The 17,679-nt window shown below is 64.4% G+C and carries 15 protein-coding genes and 1 tRNA gene; all 16 read right to left on the minus strand.

Translation table 11 applies throughout. From position 1 onward, the window contains the following. Window positions 1-90 (minus strand): GTP-binding protein (locus C507_RS23210; protein ID WP_018701460.1); only part of this gene is annotated, 90 nt, incomplete at its 3' end. 58 nt (window positions 91-148) lie between these two features. After that, window positions 149-2,224, minus strand: coding sequence for an elongation factor G (gene fusA / locus C507_RS0119770; RefSeq protein WP_018701461.1), 2,076 nt, complete (start codon window positions 2,222-2,224; stop codon window positions 149-151). 27 nt (window positions 2,225-2,251) lie between these two features. After that, window positions 2,252-2,722: a 30S ribosomal protein S7 gene (gene rpsG / locus C507_RS0119775; RefSeq protein ID WP_018701462.1), complete on the minus strand. Its 471-nt coding sequence runs from the start codon at window positions 2,720-2,722 to the stop codon at window positions 2,252-2,254. Window positions 2,723-2,784: 62 nt separating this feature from the next. After that, entirely contained in the window at window positions 2,785-3,156 is a 372-nt protein-coding gene (gene rpsL, locus C507_RS0119780; protein WP_018701463.1) for a 30S ribosomal protein S12, read from the minus strand. Between the two features lie 462 nt (window positions 3,157-3,618). Beyond that, window positions 3,619-4,017 carry a DUF4189 domain-containing protein gene (locus tag C507_RS0119785; RefSeq protein WP_018701464.1) on the minus strand — a complete coding sequence of 133 codons (399 nt, stop codon included), beginning with the start codon at window positions 4,015-4,017 and terminating at the stop codon, window positions 3,619-3,621. 170 nt (window positions 4,018-4,187) lie between these two features. Beyond that, the gene (gene rpoC / locus C507_RS0119790) at window positions 4,188-8,387 is read right to left on the minus strand and encodes a DNA-directed RNA polymerase subunit beta' (RefSeq protein WP_018701465.1); all 4,200 of its coding nucleotides are present in this window, start codon (window positions 8,385-8,387) and stop codon (window positions 4,188-4,190) included. Window positions 8,388-8,642: 255 nt separating this feature from the next. After that, a complete protein-coding gene (gene rpoB, locus C507_RS0119795) occupies window positions 8,643-12,779 on the minus strand; it encodes a DNA-directed RNA polymerase subunit beta (RefSeq protein WP_018701466.1) in 4,137 nt (1,378 codons plus the stop codon). A gap of 325 nt (window positions 12,780-13,104) precedes the next feature. Further along, on the minus strand, window positions 13,105-13,485 hold the full coding sequence (gene rplL, locus C507_RS0119800) for a 50S ribosomal protein L7/L12 (protein WP_018701467.1): 381 nt from the start codon (window positions 13,483-13,485) through the stop codon (window positions 13,105-13,107). Between the two features lie 60 nt (window positions 13,486-13,545). Further along, on the minus strand, window positions 13,546-14,064 hold the full coding sequence (rplJ, locus tag C507_RS0119805) for a 50S ribosomal protein L10 (RefSeq protein WP_018701468.1): 519 nt from the start codon (window positions 14,062-14,064) through the stop codon (window positions 13,546-13,548). A 355-nt stretch (window positions 14,065-14,419) separates the two neighbouring features. After that, window positions 14,420-15,118: a 50S ribosomal protein L1 gene (rplA, locus tag C507_RS0119810; protein WP_018701469.1), complete on the minus strand. Its 699-nt coding sequence runs from the start codon at window positions 15,116-15,118 to the stop codon at window positions 14,420-14,422. A gap of 5 nt (window positions 15,119-15,123) precedes the next feature. Next, window positions 15,124-15,552 (minus strand): 50S ribosomal protein L11, encoded by a 429-nt coding sequence (rplK, locus tag C507_RS0119815; RefSeq protein WP_018701470.1) that lies wholly within the window; start codon window positions 15,550-15,552, stop codon window positions 15,124-15,126. 152 nt (window positions 15,553-15,704) lie between these two features. After that, the gene (gene nusG, locus C507_RS0119820; RefSeq protein ID WP_018701471.1) at window positions 15,705-16,235 is read right to left on the minus strand and encodes a transcription termination/antitermination protein NusG; all 531 of its coding nucleotides are present in this window, start codon (window positions 16,233-16,235) and stop codon (window positions 15,705-15,707) included. 59 nt (window positions 16,236-16,294) lie between these two features. Next, window positions 16,295-16,492 carry a preprotein translocase subunit SecE gene (secE, locus tag C507_RS0119825; RefSeq protein ID WP_026319267.1) on the minus strand — a complete coding sequence of 66 codons (198 nt, stop codon included), beginning with the start codon at window positions 16,490-16,492 and terminating at the stop codon, window positions 16,295-16,297. Between the two features lie 197 nt (window positions 16,493-16,689). Beyond that, a tRNA-Trp gene (locus C507_RS0119830) sits at window positions 16,690-16,765 on the minus strand. A gap of 133 nt (window positions 16,766-16,898) precedes the next feature. Continuing rightward, on the minus strand, window positions 16,899-17,432 hold the full coding sequence (locus C507_RS0119835; protein WP_018701473.1) for a hypothetical protein: 534 nt from the start codon (window positions 17,430-17,432) through the stop codon (window positions 16,899-16,901). 109 nt (window positions 17,433-17,541) lie between these two features. Then, on the minus strand, window positions 17,542-17,679 hold a 138-nt coding region (locus C507_RS22930), incomplete at its 5' end, for an EF-Tu C-terminal domain-related protein (RefSeq protein ID WP_018701474.1).

The raw sequence follows: 17,679 nt of genomic DNA on the forward strand, positions 1-17,679 counted from the left end.
CGCCGTCAGCGACGTCTTGCCGTGGTCAACGTGGCCAATCGTGCCAATGTTCACGTGCGGCTTGTTGCGCGAAAACTTTTCCTTCGCCATCGGCGTACTCCGTTCGGTCTAAATCTGTTTCAACCGGATCTTAGAATTCGGTGCGGGATCAGGCGTACTTCGCCTGGACCTCGTCAGCGACGTTCTGCGGAACCTGTTCGTAGTGGTCGAACTGCATCGTGTACTGAGCCCGACCCTGGGTCATCGACCGCAGGTTCGACACGTACCCGAACATGTTGGCCAGCGGGACGAAGGCGTTGACCACGGTCGCAATGCCGCGCGCCTCGGTGCCCTGGATCTGACCGCGACGGGAGTTCAGGTCACCCATGACGGTGCCGGCGAACTCCTCGGGGGTCACGACCTCGACCTTCATGATCGGCTCGAGCAGCTTCGGGCCGGCCTTCTGGATGCCCTCGCGGAAACCGGCGCGGGACGCGATCTCGAACGCCAACACGCTGGAGTCCACATCATGGAACGCGCCGTCGATGAGCTCGGCCTTGATGTCGACCATCGGGAAGCCGGCGATCGGACCGGAGGTCATCACGCTCTGGATGCCCTTCTGGACACCCGGGATGTACTCCTTCGGGACCGAGCCACCCACGATCTTCGATTCGAAGGAGAAGCCGGCGCCGGTCTCGTTCGGCTCGATCGTCAGCTTGACGCGGGCGAACTGGCCGGTACCACCGGTCTGCTTCTTGTGGGTGTAGTCGATCTCGGTCGGCTTCGTGATGGTCTCGCGATAAGCCACCTGCGGAGCGCCGATGTTCGCCTCGACCTTGAACTCCCGCTTCATGCGGTCGACCAGGATGTCGAGGTGAAGCTCGCCCATGCCGGCGATGATCGTCTGGCCGGATTCCTCGTCGGTCTTGACGCGGAAGGACGGGTCCTCCGCAGCCAGGCGGTTCAGGGCGAGGCCCATCTTCTCCTGGTCCGACTTGGTCTTCGGCTCGATAGCGATCTCGATCACCGGATCCGGGAACTCCATGCGCTCCAGGATCACGGGAGCGTTCGCGTCGCACAACGTGTCACCGGTGGTGGTCTCCTTGAGACCGGCCAGAGCCACGATGTCGCCGGCGTAGGCTTCCTTGATCTCTTCACGCGAGTTGGAGTGCATCTGCAGCATCCGGCCGACGCGCTCGCGCTTCTCCTTCACCGTGTTCATCACGCTGCCGCCCTGCTCGAGCTTGCCCGAGTAGATACGGCAGAAGGTGAGCGAGCCGACGAACGGATCGTTCATCACCTTGAAGGCGAGCATGGCCAGCGGACCATCGTCCGAAGAGCGACGCTTCACGTCTTCGCCGGTCTTCACGTCGATGCCACGAATGGACTCCACGTCGATCGGGCTCGGCAGATAGTCGACAACGGCGTCGAGCAGGGGCTGCACGCCCTTGTTCTTGAAGGCAGAGCCGCAGAAGATCGGAACGAACGTGTTGTCGATGGTGCCCTTGCGGATGATGCCCTTGACCGTTTCCAGGTCGGGCTCGTTGCCCTCGAGATAGGCTTCCATTGCGTCGTCGTCGGCTTCGACGGCGGTCTCGATAAGCTTCTCGCGATATTCCTTCGCCTGATCCAGAAGATCGGCCGGAATGTCCTGGTAGTTGAACTTCGCACCGAGACTCTCGTCTTCCCAGACGATTGCCTGCATGCGCAGCAGGTCGATGACGCCGGCGAACTCGTTCTCGGCACCGATGGGCAGCTGCATGACGAGCGGCTTCGTGCCGAGGCGCTCCTCGATCATCGTCAGGCAGCGGAAGTAGTCCGCGCCCAGCTTGTCCATTTTGTTGACGAAGATCATGCGCGGGACGGAGTACTTGTCCGCCTGACGCCACACGGTCTCGGTCTGCGGCTCAACGCCGGCGTTGGCGTCGAGCAGCGCGATGGCACCGTCGAGCACCCGCAGCGAGCGCTCCACCTCGATGGTGAAGTCCACGTGGCCGGGCGTGTCGATGATGTTCAGGCGCTTGTCCTGCCAGTAAGCGGTCGTCGCGGCCGACGTGATCGTGATGCCGCGCTCCTGCTCCTGCTCCATCCAGTCCATGGTGGCGGCGCCGTCATGGACTTCGCCGATCTTGTGGCTGCGACCGGTGTAATAGAGAATCCGCTCGGTCGTCGTCGTCTTTCCGGCATCGATGTGGGCCATGATGCCGAAATTACGATAGTCTTCCATCTTGTGGGTGCGAGACATGGCGCGCGCCTTCCTGACTTCGACCGATTACCAGCGATAGTGCGAGAACGCGCGATTGGCCTCGGCCATCTTGTGCGTGTCTTCGCGCTTCTTGACTGCAGTGCCACGGTTGTTCGCGGCATCGAGCAGCTCGCCCGACAGCCGATCCACCATGGTTTTGTCGTTGCGCTTGCGCGCAGCGGTGATCAGCCAGCGGATCGCCAGCGCCTGACGGCGCTCCGGGCGAACCTCGACCGGCACCTGGTAGGTGGCACCACCGACGCGACGCGACCGCACTTCAACCTGCGGCATCACGTTGGTCAGCGCCTCGTGAAAAACCCCAACCGGATCCTGCCGGGTCTTGCCCTCAATGACCTCGAGAGCGCCGTAGACGATCCGTTCGGCGGCAGACTTCTTGCCGTCGTACATCACCGAGTTCATGAACTTGGTGAGGACGACGTCGCCGTACTTCGGGTCCGGCATGATCTCGCGCTTTTCGGCGCTGTGACGACGTGACATGTTTCAGCTTCTCTCCGAAACCTGCGCTCGCCCCGACTGCTCGTGCCGCCGGGACAGATTCATTACTTCGGCCGCTTGGCGCCGTACTTCGAACGACGCTGCTTGCGATCCTTGACGCCCTGCGTATCGAGCACGCCACGCAGGATGTGATAACGCACGCCCGGAAGGTCCTTCACGCGCCCGCCGCGGATCATCACCACGGAGTGCTCCTGGAGGTTATGCCCCTCACCCGGGATGTAGCCGATGACCTCGTACTGGTTGGTCAGGCGAACCTTCGCGACCTTACGCAGAGCCGAGTTCGGCTTCTTCGGCGTGGTCGTGTAGACGCGCGTGCAAACGCCGCGCTTCTGAGGGCACGCCTCCATCGCCGGCACCTTGTTGCGCTTCGTCGGCGCCTTGCGCGGCTTGCGGATCAACTGGTTGATGGTCGGCATACTTATCCGTTCCGTTCTGCCCGAACCCGTAAACTCTCGTCCACGTCCGGCCATGACAACAAAAACGCCAGGCCCGCACCCCAAAGAGGCACGGACGGCGCACATCCAGAGGATCACCCACCCGAAAGTGCGTGATCATGGTTCAGAGCTCGTGTCGCTCATGGACCCGACAGCGTTTAAGTCGTTGTTCTCGCGTCGACCGCAAGAAGGAAATGACTTACCGCCTGCCGTGGAAGTGGGCGGAACCTAGTCACTCCGCGGGATCGCGTCAACCCTTGCGCGGGGATAATCGGCGGTTTTTCGCGAAAGGCAGCCCTTCGGGTCCCCCAGACGGCCTCTCAGTTGGGGAAATCTGTCCGGCCAGGGTTGTTTCACCCCCACCGGACCATCTTTGCCCGGGGTCCGGCAAGATCGGACCCTCGGGAAACCCCGCGCGGACACCCGGATATAATGCGCCGAATCTCACTTGAGCGAGGACGGAGCGCAATAGGTATCGTGGATGTTGCAGCCCTTCGCGCCGTCGACGGCGCATTCCTTCATCGCCTCGTCCTGCGATCCCGCTCGCGTGTTGCTGCCGCCAAGGCCGAGCGACTTCTCGTCCGCCGAGCGGGCAAGCGAGATGCACATCTGGGAACCCGAGATCATGACCTGGCAGTCACTTGCGCCCTTCTCGCACTCGGAGATCGCCTTGGACTTCGCATCGGCCTCGCTGGTTGCTGCCGCGAAGCCGACCGAGCCGTTGTGCTTGCTGTAGGCGGCGGCGATGAAGGTATCGTCGTCGGCCATGGCCGCGGTCGGCAGGCCGGTGGTCGCCACGGCGAGCGCCACGGCGGCGAAGTACGGGACCAAGCGTGTCTTCATGATCTTCCCCTCCTGAAGGACCGGTCCGCGCGCCGGGAGAGGCGCGGTGGACTGATGACATTATGCAGGAACTTCGTCAGGCGGAAGAACCTCCACCAGTCGCTTCGGCATGAAAAAGGGCCGCGGTGGATGCCACCGCGGCCCTCGTATCTCAGACGTCGTGCGAGGGCTTACTCGCCCGCAGTCGAGGCCTGCTGCTCGATCAGCCCCGTGTCGAACTTCGCCTGCTCCTTGCGGCGCTCCTCCAGGATCAGCTCGTCGCGACGGGTCGCGATCTCGCGGATCCGGGTCATTGTTCCGCCCGTGCCGGCTGGGATCAGGCGGCCCACGATGACGTTTTCCTTGAGGCCTTCCAGCATGTCGGCCTTGCCGTTGACCGCCGCCTCGGTGAGGACGCGGGTGGTCTCCTGGAACGAGGCCGCCGAGATGAAGGACCGCGTCTGCAGGCTCGCCTTGGTGATGCCGAGCAGCACAGGATTGGCGGTCGCGGGCTTGCGGCCCTCTTCCTTCGCCAGGTCGTTGATCACGTCCAGTTCGACCCGGTCGATCTGCTCGCCGTTGAGCAGCTCCGTCTCGCCGGCGTCGTCCACCTCGACCTTCTGCAGCATCTGGCGAACGATCACCTCGATATGCTTGTCGTTGATGGTCACGCCCTGCAGCCGGTAGACCTCCTGGATCTCGTTGACGAGGTAGGCAGCAAGCGCCTCGACGCCGTTGATCGCGAGGATGTCGTGCGGCGCCGGGTTACCGTCGAGGACGTAGTCGCCCTTCTCGATGAGGTCGCCATCCTGCAGGTGGATGTGCTTGCCCTTCGGGATCAGGTACTCGACCGGCTCCTGGCTCTCGTCCTCAGGCTCGATGATGATCCGGCGCTTGTTCTTGTAGTCCTTGCCGAACCGCACGGTGCCCGTGGTTTCCGCGATGACCGCGTGGTCCTTCGGACGCCGTGCCTCGAACAGCTCCGCCACCCGCGGCAGACCGCCGGTGATGTCACGGGTCTTGGCGCTCTCCAGCGGAATACGCGCAAGCACGTCACCGGCGGAGACCTTCGCCCCCTTGTCGACCGAGAGAATGGTCTCGACCGAGAGCAGGTAGCGGGCCTCGCCACCACGCTGCAGCTTCACCACTTCGCCGTTGGCATCCTTGATCACGATCGCCGGCTTCAGGTCGGTGCCCCGGGTGTGCGACCGCCAGTCGATCACCGAACGCTTGGTGATGCCGGTCGCCTCGTCGGTCGATTCCGACACAGAGACGCCTTCCACCAGATCCTCGAAGTCGACGGTGCCATCGACCTCGGTGAGGATCGGACGGGTGTAGGGGTCCCATTCCGCGATCCGCTGGCCACGCTTGATCTCGTCGCCCTCGTCCACATGCAGCCGCGAGCCATAGATGATCTTGTGGGTGACCCGCTCGGATCCGTCCTTGTCGACAATCGCGACCTGCATGTTGCGGCCCATGGCCGTCAGCTTGCCTTCCGAATCGCGCACGACGTTGCGGTTGCGGATGGCGATCGTGCCGTCGAAGGTCGATTCCAGGAACGAGGAGTCCACCACCTGGGCCGTGCCGCCGATGTGGAACGTCCGCATCGTCAGCTGGGTGCCCGGCTCGCCGATCGACTGCGCGGCGATGACGCCGACAGCTTCGCCGAGATTGACCGGCGTACCGCGTGCCAGATCGCGTCCGTAGCAGCTGCCGCAGACGCCCGCCTTGGTCTCGCAGGTCAGCACCGACCGGATCTTCACCGACTGAATGCCGGCCGCCTCGATCGCCTCGACGTCCTTCTCCGAGATTAGCTCGCCCGCCGGCACCAGCATCTCGCCGGTGGACGGGTCGGTGATGTCCTCGCCGGCCGTACGGCCGAGGATGCGCATGCCGAGCGTCGCGACCACCTGTCCTGCGTCCACGATGGCTTCCATCGTGATGCCGCGGGTGGAACCGCAATCGTGCTCCGTGACGATGGAGTCCTGGGCCACGTCGACCAGACGACGGGTCAGGTAACCCGAGTTCGCGGTCTTCAGCGCGGTGTCGGCCAGGCCCTTACGAGCGCCATGGGTGGAGTTGAAGTACTCCAGAACCGACAGGCCTTCCTTGAAGTTCGAGATGATCGGCGTCTCGATGATCTCGCCCGACGGCTTGGCCATCAGGCCGCGCATGCCGGCAAGCTGCTTCATCTGCGCCGGCGAACCACGGGCACCGGAGTGGCTCATCATGTAGATCGAGTTGATCTGCTTCTGCCGCCCGGTTTCCTCGTCGCGATGAACCGCCTGAATGCGCTTCATCATCTCGTCGGCGACCTTGTCGGTGCACTTGGCCCAGGCATCGACGACCTTGTTGTACTTCTCACCCTGGGTGATCAGGCCGTCGTTGTATTGCTGCTCGTATTCCTTCACGAGCTCCTGGGTCTCTTCGACCAGGCCGTGCTTGGTGTCCGGGATGACCATGTCGTCCTTGCCGAACGAGATGCCCGCCTTGAACGCGTTGGTGAAGCCGAGCGCCATGATCCGGTCGCAGAAGATGACCGTCTCCTTCTGACCGCAAGCGCGGTAGACGGTGTCGATCATCCGCGAGATGTCCTTCTTCGTCATCAGACGATTGCAGGTCTCGAACGGAACCGCGGGGTGCTTCGGCAGCAGGTCGCCGATCATCATCCGGCCGGGCGTGGTCTCATGGATCTGCGAGACTTCGTTGCCCTCTTCGTCGATCGTCCGGAAGCGGCTGCGGATCTTGGTGTGCACCGTGATGGACTTGGTCTCGAGCGCGTGCTGCAGCTCGGCCATGTCGCCGAACACCATGCCCTCGCCCGGCTCGCCTTCCGCCATCAGCGACAGGTAGTAGAGGCCAAGAACGATGTCCTGCGACGGCACGATGATCGGCTGACCGTTGGCCGGGTGCAGGATGTTGTTCGTCGACATCATCAGGACGCGCGCTTCCAGCTGCGCCTCGAGCGACAGCGGAACGTGCACGGCCATCTGGTCGCCGTCGAAGTCGGCGTTGAACGCCGCGCAGACCAGCGGATGCAGCTGGATCGCCTTGCCTTCGATGAGGACCGGCTCGAACGCCTGGATGCCGAGACGGTGCAGCGTCGGTGCCCGGTTCAGCATGACCGGGTGCTCGCGGATCACCTCGTCCAGGATATCCCAGACCTCCGGCTTCTCCTTCTCGACGAGCTTCTTCGCCTGCTTCACGGTGGACGAGTAGCCCTTGGCGTCGAGGCGCGAGTAGATGAACGGCTTGAACAGCTCAAGCGCCATCTTCTTCGGCAGACCGCACTGGTGGAGCTTGAGCTCTGGACCCACCACGATCACCGAACGGCCGGAATAGTCGACGCGCTTGCCGAGCAGGTTCTGGCGGAACCGGCCCTGCTTGCCCTTGAGCATGTCGCTGAGCGACTTCAGCGGGCGCTTGTTGGCGCCGGTGATGACACGTCCACGGCGGCCGTTGTCGAACAGTGCATCCACCGCTTCCTGAAGCATGCGCTTCTCGTTGCGGATGATGATGTCCGGCGCGCGCAGCTCGATCAGCCGCTTCAGCCGGTTGTTCCGGTTGATGACGCGGCGGTAGAGATCGTTCAGGTCCGAGGTCGCGAACCGGCCACCATCCAGCGGGACGAGCGGACGCAGGTCCGGCGGGATCACCGGGATGTGGGTGAGAATCATCCACTCCGGCTTGTTGCCGGACTCGATGAAGGCCTCGACGATCTTCAGACGCTTGGCGAGCTTCTTCGGCTTCAGCTCGGAAGTCGATTCCGCGATCTCCTGCCGCAGCCGGTCACGCTCGCGCTCCAGGTCGAGCTTCATCAGCATGTCGCGGATGGCTTCCGCACCGATCATCGCCGTGAAGGCATCTTCACCATACTCGTCCTGGGCGCGCAGATACTCTTCCTCGGAGAGGAGCTGCAGCGGCTTCAGCGGCGTCAGACCCGGCTCGAGCACGACATAGTTCTCGAAGTACTGGATGCGCTCCAGGTCCTTCAGGGTCATGTCGAGGAGCAGGCCGATGCGCGAGGGCAGCGACTTCAGGAACCAGATGTGCGCGACCGGAGCAGCCAGCTCGATGTGACCCATGCGCTCGCGACGGACGCGCTGCAGGGTGACCTCGACGCCGCACTTCTCGCAGATGACGCCCTTGTACTTCATGCGCTTGTACTTGCCGCACAAGCACTCATAGTCCTTCACGGGGCCGAAGATGCGCGCGCAGAACAGGCCGTCGCGCTCGGGCTTGAAGGTCCGGTAGTTGATCGTCTCGGGCTTTTTGATCTCACCAAACGACCAGGAGAGAATCTTCTCCGGGCTGGCGATCGAGATGCGAATCCGATCGAAATCCTGAGTCTGCGCCTGCGTGTTGAACAGGTTCATGACTTCTTGATTCATAAGCTCTCTCCTTCGCCGCGAAGGGCTCAGAGCGGCTCCGGCGGGGAGGGCCGCGTGCCCCGCCCGAAACCGCTGAAATTCCGTTTGCCGCAGAAGCCGGCGCCGCCGTCCGGCCCGCTCCTGCATCCGGCCTCGGAGCGCCCACCCCGAAGCCGTCCGTCCGCGGTCGGTCCCGTCACCCGCCAGCCCCGCGGCTCCGGCGGATCGTCATCGCGCCGCGCCGGCAGGCCTCGAGGCCCGCCGGCGCGGATGTCCTTATTCGGCGGCGTCCGCCGCATCGCTCTCGCTGGGAGCGGTCAGCCGCTTCTCGCCGTCGACCAGTTCGACGTTGAGGCCCAGCGACCGCATTTCCTTCACGAGCACGTTGAAGCTCTCCGGGATGCCAGCCTCGAAGGTGTCGTCGCCGCGGACGATCGCTTCGTAGACCTTGGTGCGGCCGGCCACGTCGTCCGACTTCACCGTGAGCATCTCCTGCAGCGTGTAGGCAGCGCCGTACGCCTCCAGAGCCCAGACCTCCATCTCGCCGAAGCGCTGTCCGCCGAACTGGGCCTTGCCGCCAAGCGGCTGCTGGGTGACCAGCGAGTACGGGCCGATCGAGCGGGCGTGGATCTTGTCGTCCACCAGATGGTGCAGCTTGAGCATATAGATGTAGCCCACCGTCACCTGACGGTCGAACTGCTCACCCGTCCGCCCGTCATAGAGCGTCGACTGACCGGACGCGTCGAGACCGGCCTGCTGCAGCATCTCCACGATGTCCGGCTCGCGGGCACCGTCGAAGACCGGCGTGGCGATCGGGACACCCGTGGACAGCTGGCGACCGAGCTTCAGCACCGAGTCGTCGTCATACTCGGCGATCGGCTCGTTGGTGCCGCCGTCGTAGATCTCCAGCAGCGTGCTCTTTAGCTCGTTGGCGTTTCCGGCCTTCTGCGCCTCGCGAACGAGGTTGCCGATGCGCCGTCCGAGGCCCGCGCAGGCCCAGCCCAGATGCGTCTCCAGGATCTGGCCCACGTTCATGCGGCTCGGCACGCCCAGCGGGTTCAGCACGATGTCGACATGGGTCCCGTCCTCGAGGAACGGCATGTCTTCCACCGGTACGATCTTCGACACGACACCCTTGTTGCCGTGACGGCCGGCCATCTTGTCGCCCGGCTGGATCTTGCGCTTCACCGCCACGAAGACCTTGACCATCTTCATGACGCCCGGCGGGAGCTCGTCGCCCCGCTGCAGCTTCTCGACCTTGTCGATGAAGCGGCCTTCGAGGCGCTTGCGGCTCTCTTCGTACTGCGTCTGAAGAGCCTCGATCTCCGTCATGATGGCATCGTCGCCGACGGCGAACTGCCACCACTGGCTCCGCGGATACTCACCGAGCGCCTCGGCGGTGATCTCGTCGCCCTTGCGGAAACCCTTCGGGCCGGCCGTTGCCGTCTTGCCGGCCAGCACCTCGGTGAGGCGGCCGTAGACGTTGCGGTCGAGGATCGCCTGCTCGTCGTCGCGGTCCTTGGCGAGGCGCTCGATCTCCTCGCGCTCGATCGCCATGGCACGCTCGTCCTTCTCGACGCCGTGCCGGTTGAACACGCGCACCTCGACGACAGTGCCCTGGACGCCCGGCGGAACGCGCAGCGACGTGTCACGCACATCGGAGGCCTTTTCGCCGAAGATGGCGCGCAGCAGCTTCTCTTCCGGCGTCATCGGGCTTTCGCCCTTCGGCGTGATCTTACCGACGAGGATGTCGCCCGCATTCACTTCCGCGCCGATATAGGTGATGCCGGCTTCGTCGAGATTCTTCAGCGCCTCTTCCGAGACGTTCGGAATGTCGCGCGTGATCTCCTCCGGGCCGAGCTTCGTGTCACGCGCCATCACCTCGAATTCCTCGATGTGAATGGAGGTGAACACGTCGTCCGACACGATCCGCTCGGAGAGCAGGATGGAGTCCTCGAAGTTGTAGCCGTTCCACGGCATGAACGCGACGAGCACGTTGCGGCCGAGCGCCAGGTCACCCAGGTCGGTGGACGGACCGTCGGCGATGATGTCGCCCTTGGCCACCACGTCGCCCACGCGCACAAGCGGACGCTGGTTGACGCAGGTGTTCTGGTTGGAGCGCTGGAACTTCATCAGCCGGTAGATGTCGACGCCCGACTTCGTCGGATCGAGATCCTCGATCGCGCGAACGACGATACGTGTCGCATCCACCTGGTCGATGACGCCGGCGCGGCGTGCGGAGATGGCGGCTCCGGAATCCCGGGCGACCACGGCCTCCATGCCGGTGCCGACGAACGGCGCCTCGGCGCGCACCAGCGGCACGGCCTGACGCTGCATGTTCGAGCCCATCAGCGCGCGGTTCGCGTCATCGTTCTCCAGGAACGGAATGAGCGCGGCCGCCACCGAGACGAGCTGCTTCGGCGACACGTCCATGTAGTCGACGCGGTCCGGGGAGACCATCATCACTTCGCCGGCATGGCGACAGATCGTCAGCTCTTCCTCGAACCTGCCGTCATCGGTGAGCGGCGCATTCGCCTGGGCGACGTGGTGCTTCGCCTCTTCCATGGCCGAGAGGTAGACGACCTCGTCGGAGACCTTGCCCTCGTGGACCTTGCGGTACGGCGCCTCGATGAAGCCGTACTTGTTCACCCGCGCGAACGTGGCGAGCGAGTTGATCAGGCCGATATTCGGGCCCTCCGGCGTCTCGATCGGACAGATCCGGCCGTAGTGGGTCGGATGCACGTCGCGCACCTCGAAGCCCGCCCGCTCGCGGGTCAGGCCGCCCGGGCCAAGCGCGGAAAGGCGGCGCTTGTGGGTGACCTCCGACAGCGGGTTGGTCTGGTCCATGAACTGCGACAGCTGCGAGGAGCCGAAGAACTCGCGGACCGCGGCCGCCGCCGGCTTCGCGTTGATCAGGTCCTGCGGCATGACGGTGTCGATCTCGACCGACGACATGCGCTCCTTGATCGCCCGCTCCATGCGCAGCAGACCGACGCGGTACTGGTTCTCCATCAGCTCGCCGACCGAACGGACCCGGCGGTTGCCGAGGTTGTCGATGTCGTCGATGTCGCCGCGGCCGTCGCGCAGGTCAAGCAGCGTGCGGATGACCTCCAGGATGTCCTCGCGGCGCAGCACGCGCACCGTGTCCGGGCACTCCAGGTCCAGGCGCATGTTCATCTTCACTCGGCCGACGGCCGAGAGATCGTAGCGCTCCGGATCGAAGAACAGCGACTGGAACATCGCTTCGGCCGTCTCGATCGTCGGCGGCTCGCCCGGGCGCATCACCCGGTAGATGTCGAACAGCGCCTCCTCGCGCGACATGTTCTTGTCGGCGGCGAGCGTGTTGCGGATGTAGGCACCGGTGGTGACATGATCGATGTCGAGCAGTGGCACCTCGGTGAAGCCGGCCTCGATAAGGCCCTCGATCATCTTCGCGCCGATCTCGTCACCGGCCTCGGCGTAGATTTCGCCGGTGGACGGATTGACGAGATCCTCGGCCAGGTAGTGGCCGTAGAGCTGATCGTCGGTCACCTTCAGGGCGCTGACGCCCTTCTCGGCCAGCTGGCGGGCGGTGCGGGCGGTGAGCTTGCGGCCCTCCTCCAGAACCACTTCGCCGGAATCCGCATCGACCAGATCGGCGTTGGCCTTCATGCCCCGCATGCGCTGGGCGTCGAACGGCATCCGCCAGTCCTCGCCGTCACGGGTGTAGACGACCTGCTTGTAGAAGGTGTTGAGGATCTCCTCGCCGGTCAGTCCGAGGGCGAGCATCAGCGACGTCACCGGGATCTTGCGGCGGCGGTCGATGCGGGCGTGCACGATGTCCTTCGCGTCGAACTCGATGTCGAGCCACGAGCCGCGATAAGGAATGATGCGCGCCGCGAACAGCAGCTTGCCCGAGGAGTGGGTCTTGCCCTTGTCGTGATCGAAGAAGACGCCCGGCGACCGGTGCATCTGCGAAACGATCACGCGCTCGGTCCCGTTGACGATGAAGGTGCCGTTGTCCGTCATGAGCGGCATGTCGCCCATGTAGACATCCTGCTCCTTGATGTCCTTGACCGACTTGGCGCCCGTGTCCTCGTCCACGTCGAACACGATCAGCCGCAGCTTGACCTTGAGCGGCGCGGCGAACGTCATGCCGCGCTGGCGGCATTCGTCCACATCATATTTCGGCGGCTCGAACTCGTAGTCGACGAACTCGAGGAGCGCACCTCCAGAGAAATCTGAAATCGGGAAAACCGACTTGAAGACGGCCTGCAAACCCTCGGTCGGGCGCTCGCCGTCGGCGTTTTCCATCATAAGGAACTGGTCGTAGGATGCCTTCTGAACCTCGATGAGATTCGGCATATCCACCACTTCGCGGATCGAACCGAAGAATTTCCTGACCCGCTTGCGACCGTTGAACGCCTGCGTCATTGTCGCTCCTCGTATCGCTGCCGACGCTGTCGCCGGCCCCGGCGGCACCACGTCATGAGGCCGGCACCAGCCGGACAGCCTGCCCGACGCTGACCGGGACAGGCACCTCGTTTCCGTATCAGACCCGGCACTCGACGGCCGGATCCCTCAAAACCTGCAGTCAAACCCACCGTCCGGGCCCTCCCTCGGAGGACGTCGGAAAGCCGTGCGCGAAGCACGTTCGATCCCGGACCGGGCGGCGCATCTTGGCCACCCGGTCCGGGATCGCAGTCGTTCGCTCGTCCGGCAGGGCCCGAGGGCACCCGCCGGATAACCAGTCCAGGTCTTACTTAAGTTCGACCTTGGCGCCGGCGTCCTCGAGCTTCTTCTTGATCTCCTCGGCCTCTTCCTTGGAAGCGCCTTCCTTGACAGGCTTCGGCGCGCCCTCGACGAGATCCTTGGCCTCCTTGAGGCCCAGGCCGGTGATCGTGCGGACTTCCTTGATGACGTTGATCTTCTTGTCGCCGGCGTCGGCGAGGATCACGTCGAACTCGGTCTGCTCCTCGGCAGCCGCGGCTTCGCCGCCGCCAGCACCGCCGGCAGCCGCCACCGCGACCGGAGCCGCGGCCGAGACGCCCCACTTCTCTTCGAGAAGCTTCGACAGCTCGGCGGCCTCCATGACGGTCAGGGAGGACAGTTCTTCAACAAGCTTTTCCATATCGGCCATAGTTCAAAGTTCCTTCCGGTTCGAACCGCTGATGGTATCTTTCGAGATCTCGGCAGCCACTCAGGCAGCCTCGTCCTTCTTGGCGTACGCGCCGAAGACGCGGGCGAGCTGCCCGGCCGGTGCGTTGACGACCTGAGCGATACGGGTGCCAGGGGTCTGAATCATGCCCACCAGCTTTGCCCGCAGCTCGTCCAGCGACGGCATGGTGGCCAAGGCCTTCACACCGTCCGCATCGAGGTTCGTCGAGCCCAGAGCGCCACCCAGGAGAACGAGCTTCTCGTTCTTCTTGGCGAATTCCACCGCTGCCTTCGGCGCCGCGACGGGATCGTCGGAATAGACGATCACGGTCGGCCCCTCGAACAGTTCGGTGATGTGCTCGAGCTCAGTGCCACGAAGAGCAAGCTTCGCAAGACGGTTCTTGGCGACCTTGACCGCCCCACCCGCCTGACGGACCTGCGCACGCAGGGACGTCATCTGCGACACCGAGAGGCCCGAATAATGCGCCACGACCACAACGCCGGTGTTCGCGAACACCTCGTTGAGCGACGCGACGAACTCGTGCTTCTCCGCTCTTTCCACTTGCCATCTCCGGTTGGCGACCAGCCGTTGCCGGCCGCCGGTTGCCTTCGCCGAACGAAACGCTCGAAGGAGACAGGACCGGAACGCCCGGGTGCCCATTCGAGCGTCGCGCACGACACTCAGGGTTTCCTGTCCCCTCGTCCGCGGATCCCGCGGGCAAAGGCGCAACGGTTCGATCCAAGCCGGTCCGCGAGGACCGGAAATCCTTGGCTCGTTCCCGTCTGTGCAGGCCCATCTGGCTTAAGCCGGCGAACCGGCACCTGCAGTCTCGGACAGGGTTTCGGTGTAGGCCCGCATGCGCGCCGTCACCGAAGTCGCCCGGCCGGTGTCCCGGCCGGGAAGCTCTTCAGTCGCCTCAGGCCTGCAGGACCGAGGACGGATCGACGCGAACGCCAGGACCCATGGTCGAGGACAGCGCCATCTTCTTGATGTAGGAGCCCTTGGCACCGGCCGGCTTGGCCTTGACCACGGCATCCGCGAAGGCGCGGATATTGGCAGCAAGAGCGGTCTCGTCGAACGAGGCCTTGCCGATGCCGCCGTGCACGATGCCGGCCTTCTCCACGCGAAACTCCACGGCGCCGCCCTTGGCGTCGTTGACCGCGGTGGCGACGTCCTGCGTCACCGTGCCGACCTTCGGGTTCGGCATCAGGCCGCGCGGGCCCAGCACCTTACCGAGACGGCCGACGAGCGGCATCATGTCCGGGGTCGCAATGCAGCGGTCGAAATCGATCGAGCCGGACTGGATCTGCTCGACCAGCTCTTCCGCTCCGACGATGTCCGCGCCGGCGGCCTTCGCCTCGTCGGCCTTGTCGCCCCGGGCGAACACCGCAACGCGCACCGACTTGCCGGTGCCGTTCGGCAGCACGCAAACACCACGGACCATCTGGTCCGCATGGCGCGGGTCGACGCCGAGATTGATCACGAACTCGACGGTCTCGTCGAACTTTGCCGTCGCCCGCTCCTTGACGAGCTTCAGCGCGTCCTCGAGAGCGTAGAGGTTGGTCGGCTCGATGCCCTCGCGGGCAGAACGCGTACGCTTTCCGATCTTTGTCATCGTGATCAGCCCTTCACCTCGAGACCCATCGAACGGGCGGAGCCCTCGACCATCTTCATGGCCGCATCGACGTCGAGCGCGTTCAGGTCCTTCATCTTCGCTTCCGCGATCTCGCGGACCTGATCGCGGGTCACCGAGCCGGCGTTGGAGCGCCCCGGGGTCTTGGATCCCGAACCGATCTTCGCGGCCTTCTTCAGAAAGTGCGACACCGGCGGCGACTTCACGTCGAACGTGAAGGACTTGTCGGTGTAGTAGGTGATCACCGTCGGGCACGGAGCAGCCTTTTCCAGCTCCTGCGTACGCGCGTTGAACTCCTTGCAGAACATCATGATGTTCAGGCCGCGCTGACCCAGCGCCGGGCCGATCGGCGGAGACGGCGTCGCCGACCCCGCGGGGACCTGCAGCTTGATGTAGCCTTCGATCTTCTTCGCCATTCAATCCTTCTCCGAAACGCGATGGCCGGGCAACACCCGATGTGCCTCTGGCCCCTCCGGTCGGGTGGTGCGGCGTCCGGCACCGGCGGCGAAACCGGGCCCTTGCCTCCCACCCACTCTCACAAGACGCGCGACCTGACGGCCGCGGCGCCTCAAAGCTTCTCGACCTGGCCGTACTCGAGTTCGACCGGGGTCGGCCGGCCGAAGATCGACACCGCGACCTTCAGGCGGGCACGCTCGTCGTCGACTTCCTCGACCAGTCCGTTGAACGACGCGAAAGGCCCGTCGGACACGCGCACCTGCTCGCCGATCTCGAACGTGATCGACGGCTTCGGCCGTTCCACGCCTTCCGACACCTGATGAAGAATACGCTCAGCCTCGGCATCCGAGATCGGCACGGGCTTCAGGTCCGCACCGAGAAAGCCGGTCACCTTAGGCGTATTCTTGATCAGATGGTAGACTTGGTCCGTCAGCTCGCACTTCACGAGGACGTAACCGGGGAAGAACTTCCGCTCGGCGTCAACGCGGCGGCCGCGGCGAACCTCCACCACCTTCTCGGTGGGGACGAGGACTTCTTCAAATTGCTCGTCCAGCCCGGTTGCCTGCGCCTTTTCACGGATCGCTTCGGCAACCTTCTTCTCGAAATTCGAATAGGCGTGGACGATGTACCAGCGCTTCGCCATCGTTCACCAATCCAGTCTTGCGGGGCCGGCGAGAGTGGACCGGCACCGCCCCAAAGGGCTCAGCGCCCGACGCCCAAAATGAAACCAATGCCCCAGCTCAGGAGCTGGTCCACGACGAGAAAGAACACGGACGCGAACGCGACCATGATGAACACCATGATGGTGGTGATCACGGTCTCGCGACGAGTCGGCCATGTTACCTTTCCGACCTCCGAGCGGACCTGCTGGAGGAACTGCATTGGATTGGTTTTCGCCATGAATCGGGCCTTGACAAGAACATTAAGGCGCGCTGGCTCAGCCGCGCGCCTTCCCGTCGCTGACTATTTAGCGTGCAGATCCACGGAACACAAGAGGGGTTAGCCCCAAGTCCGCATCTTCCGGCGAACGAGGAGGCCAACCGACGCCAGGCGCCGATCCATCCGGGACGGCCATCATATCAGACCTTCCCGGGAAATGGCAGGGGCGGAGGGGCTCGAACCCCCGGCCTGCGGTTTTGGAGACCGCCGCTCTACCAACTGAGCTACACCCCTAGACTCTCAACTCCGCGGATGCGTTCCACCCCGCTTGCGCGGGCCGGCACGCGCCAGCGACCGGCAATTCCCACAATTCAGGGCGGAGCGCAAGACCCTCGCCGCGCGCGTCCACGCCTGTGCCGGCCTTCGCTCAACGATCCTGCGGCGCGGGCGCCAGGTTCGAGTTGGGTTCGCGGCGATATTTCCACAGGATCCCGCCGGCGCGGCCGACCAGCCAGCCGGCCAGTGCGCCGGTGACGGCCAGGTGCGCGGCGATCCAGCCGGATTCGGCCATCTGCTCCGGCGCCACCGCCTGCTTGTAGCCGAAATAATACTTGATCGCGAAAATGAGAAGGAGCGCCCCGAGATAGCTCCAGCTGCCCGGGATCTCGACGAGACCGTGTGTCCGATCGGCGCGGATCCGCATCGTGTGGACCATCACCAGGCCGATCGCGATTCCCGCGGCCAGCCCACCGATCCAGATCCCGACCCGGGCGGCGTCGCCGTCCCCCAGGCGCCACACCGCCTCCAGCTCGAGGACAAGGATCACCGCCGGCAGGATGAACGTCTTGCCCAGCGGCATGACCCGGGTGCGCGAGCGGCGCCAGCCGACGAAAATGAGATAGCAGAGCACCAGCCAGACCCACCAGGGCGTGCCTGCGAGCGTGTCCAAGAAAGTCTCCATGGGTCCCTCCTCCCTCCATGGTCCCTCTTCCAACGAAAAGGGCGCCGGACCACTCCCGCGGTCCGGCGCCCGAAACCCGATCCGAGCCGCGGCTGACCGCGGTCCGATCCTAGTCGAGGATTGCTGCGACGACGCCTGCACCGACGGTGCGGCCGCCTTCGCGGATGGCAAAGCGGAGCTTCTCTTCCATCGCGATCGGAACGATCAGCTCGACATTGATCTCCACGTTGTCGCCCGGCATCACCAT

It is taken from the genome of Amorphus coralli DSM 19760, from assembly GCF_000374525.1.
Lineage (GTDB): Bacteria > Pseudomonadota > Alphaproteobacteria > Rhizobiales > Amorphaceae > Amorphus > Amorphus coralli.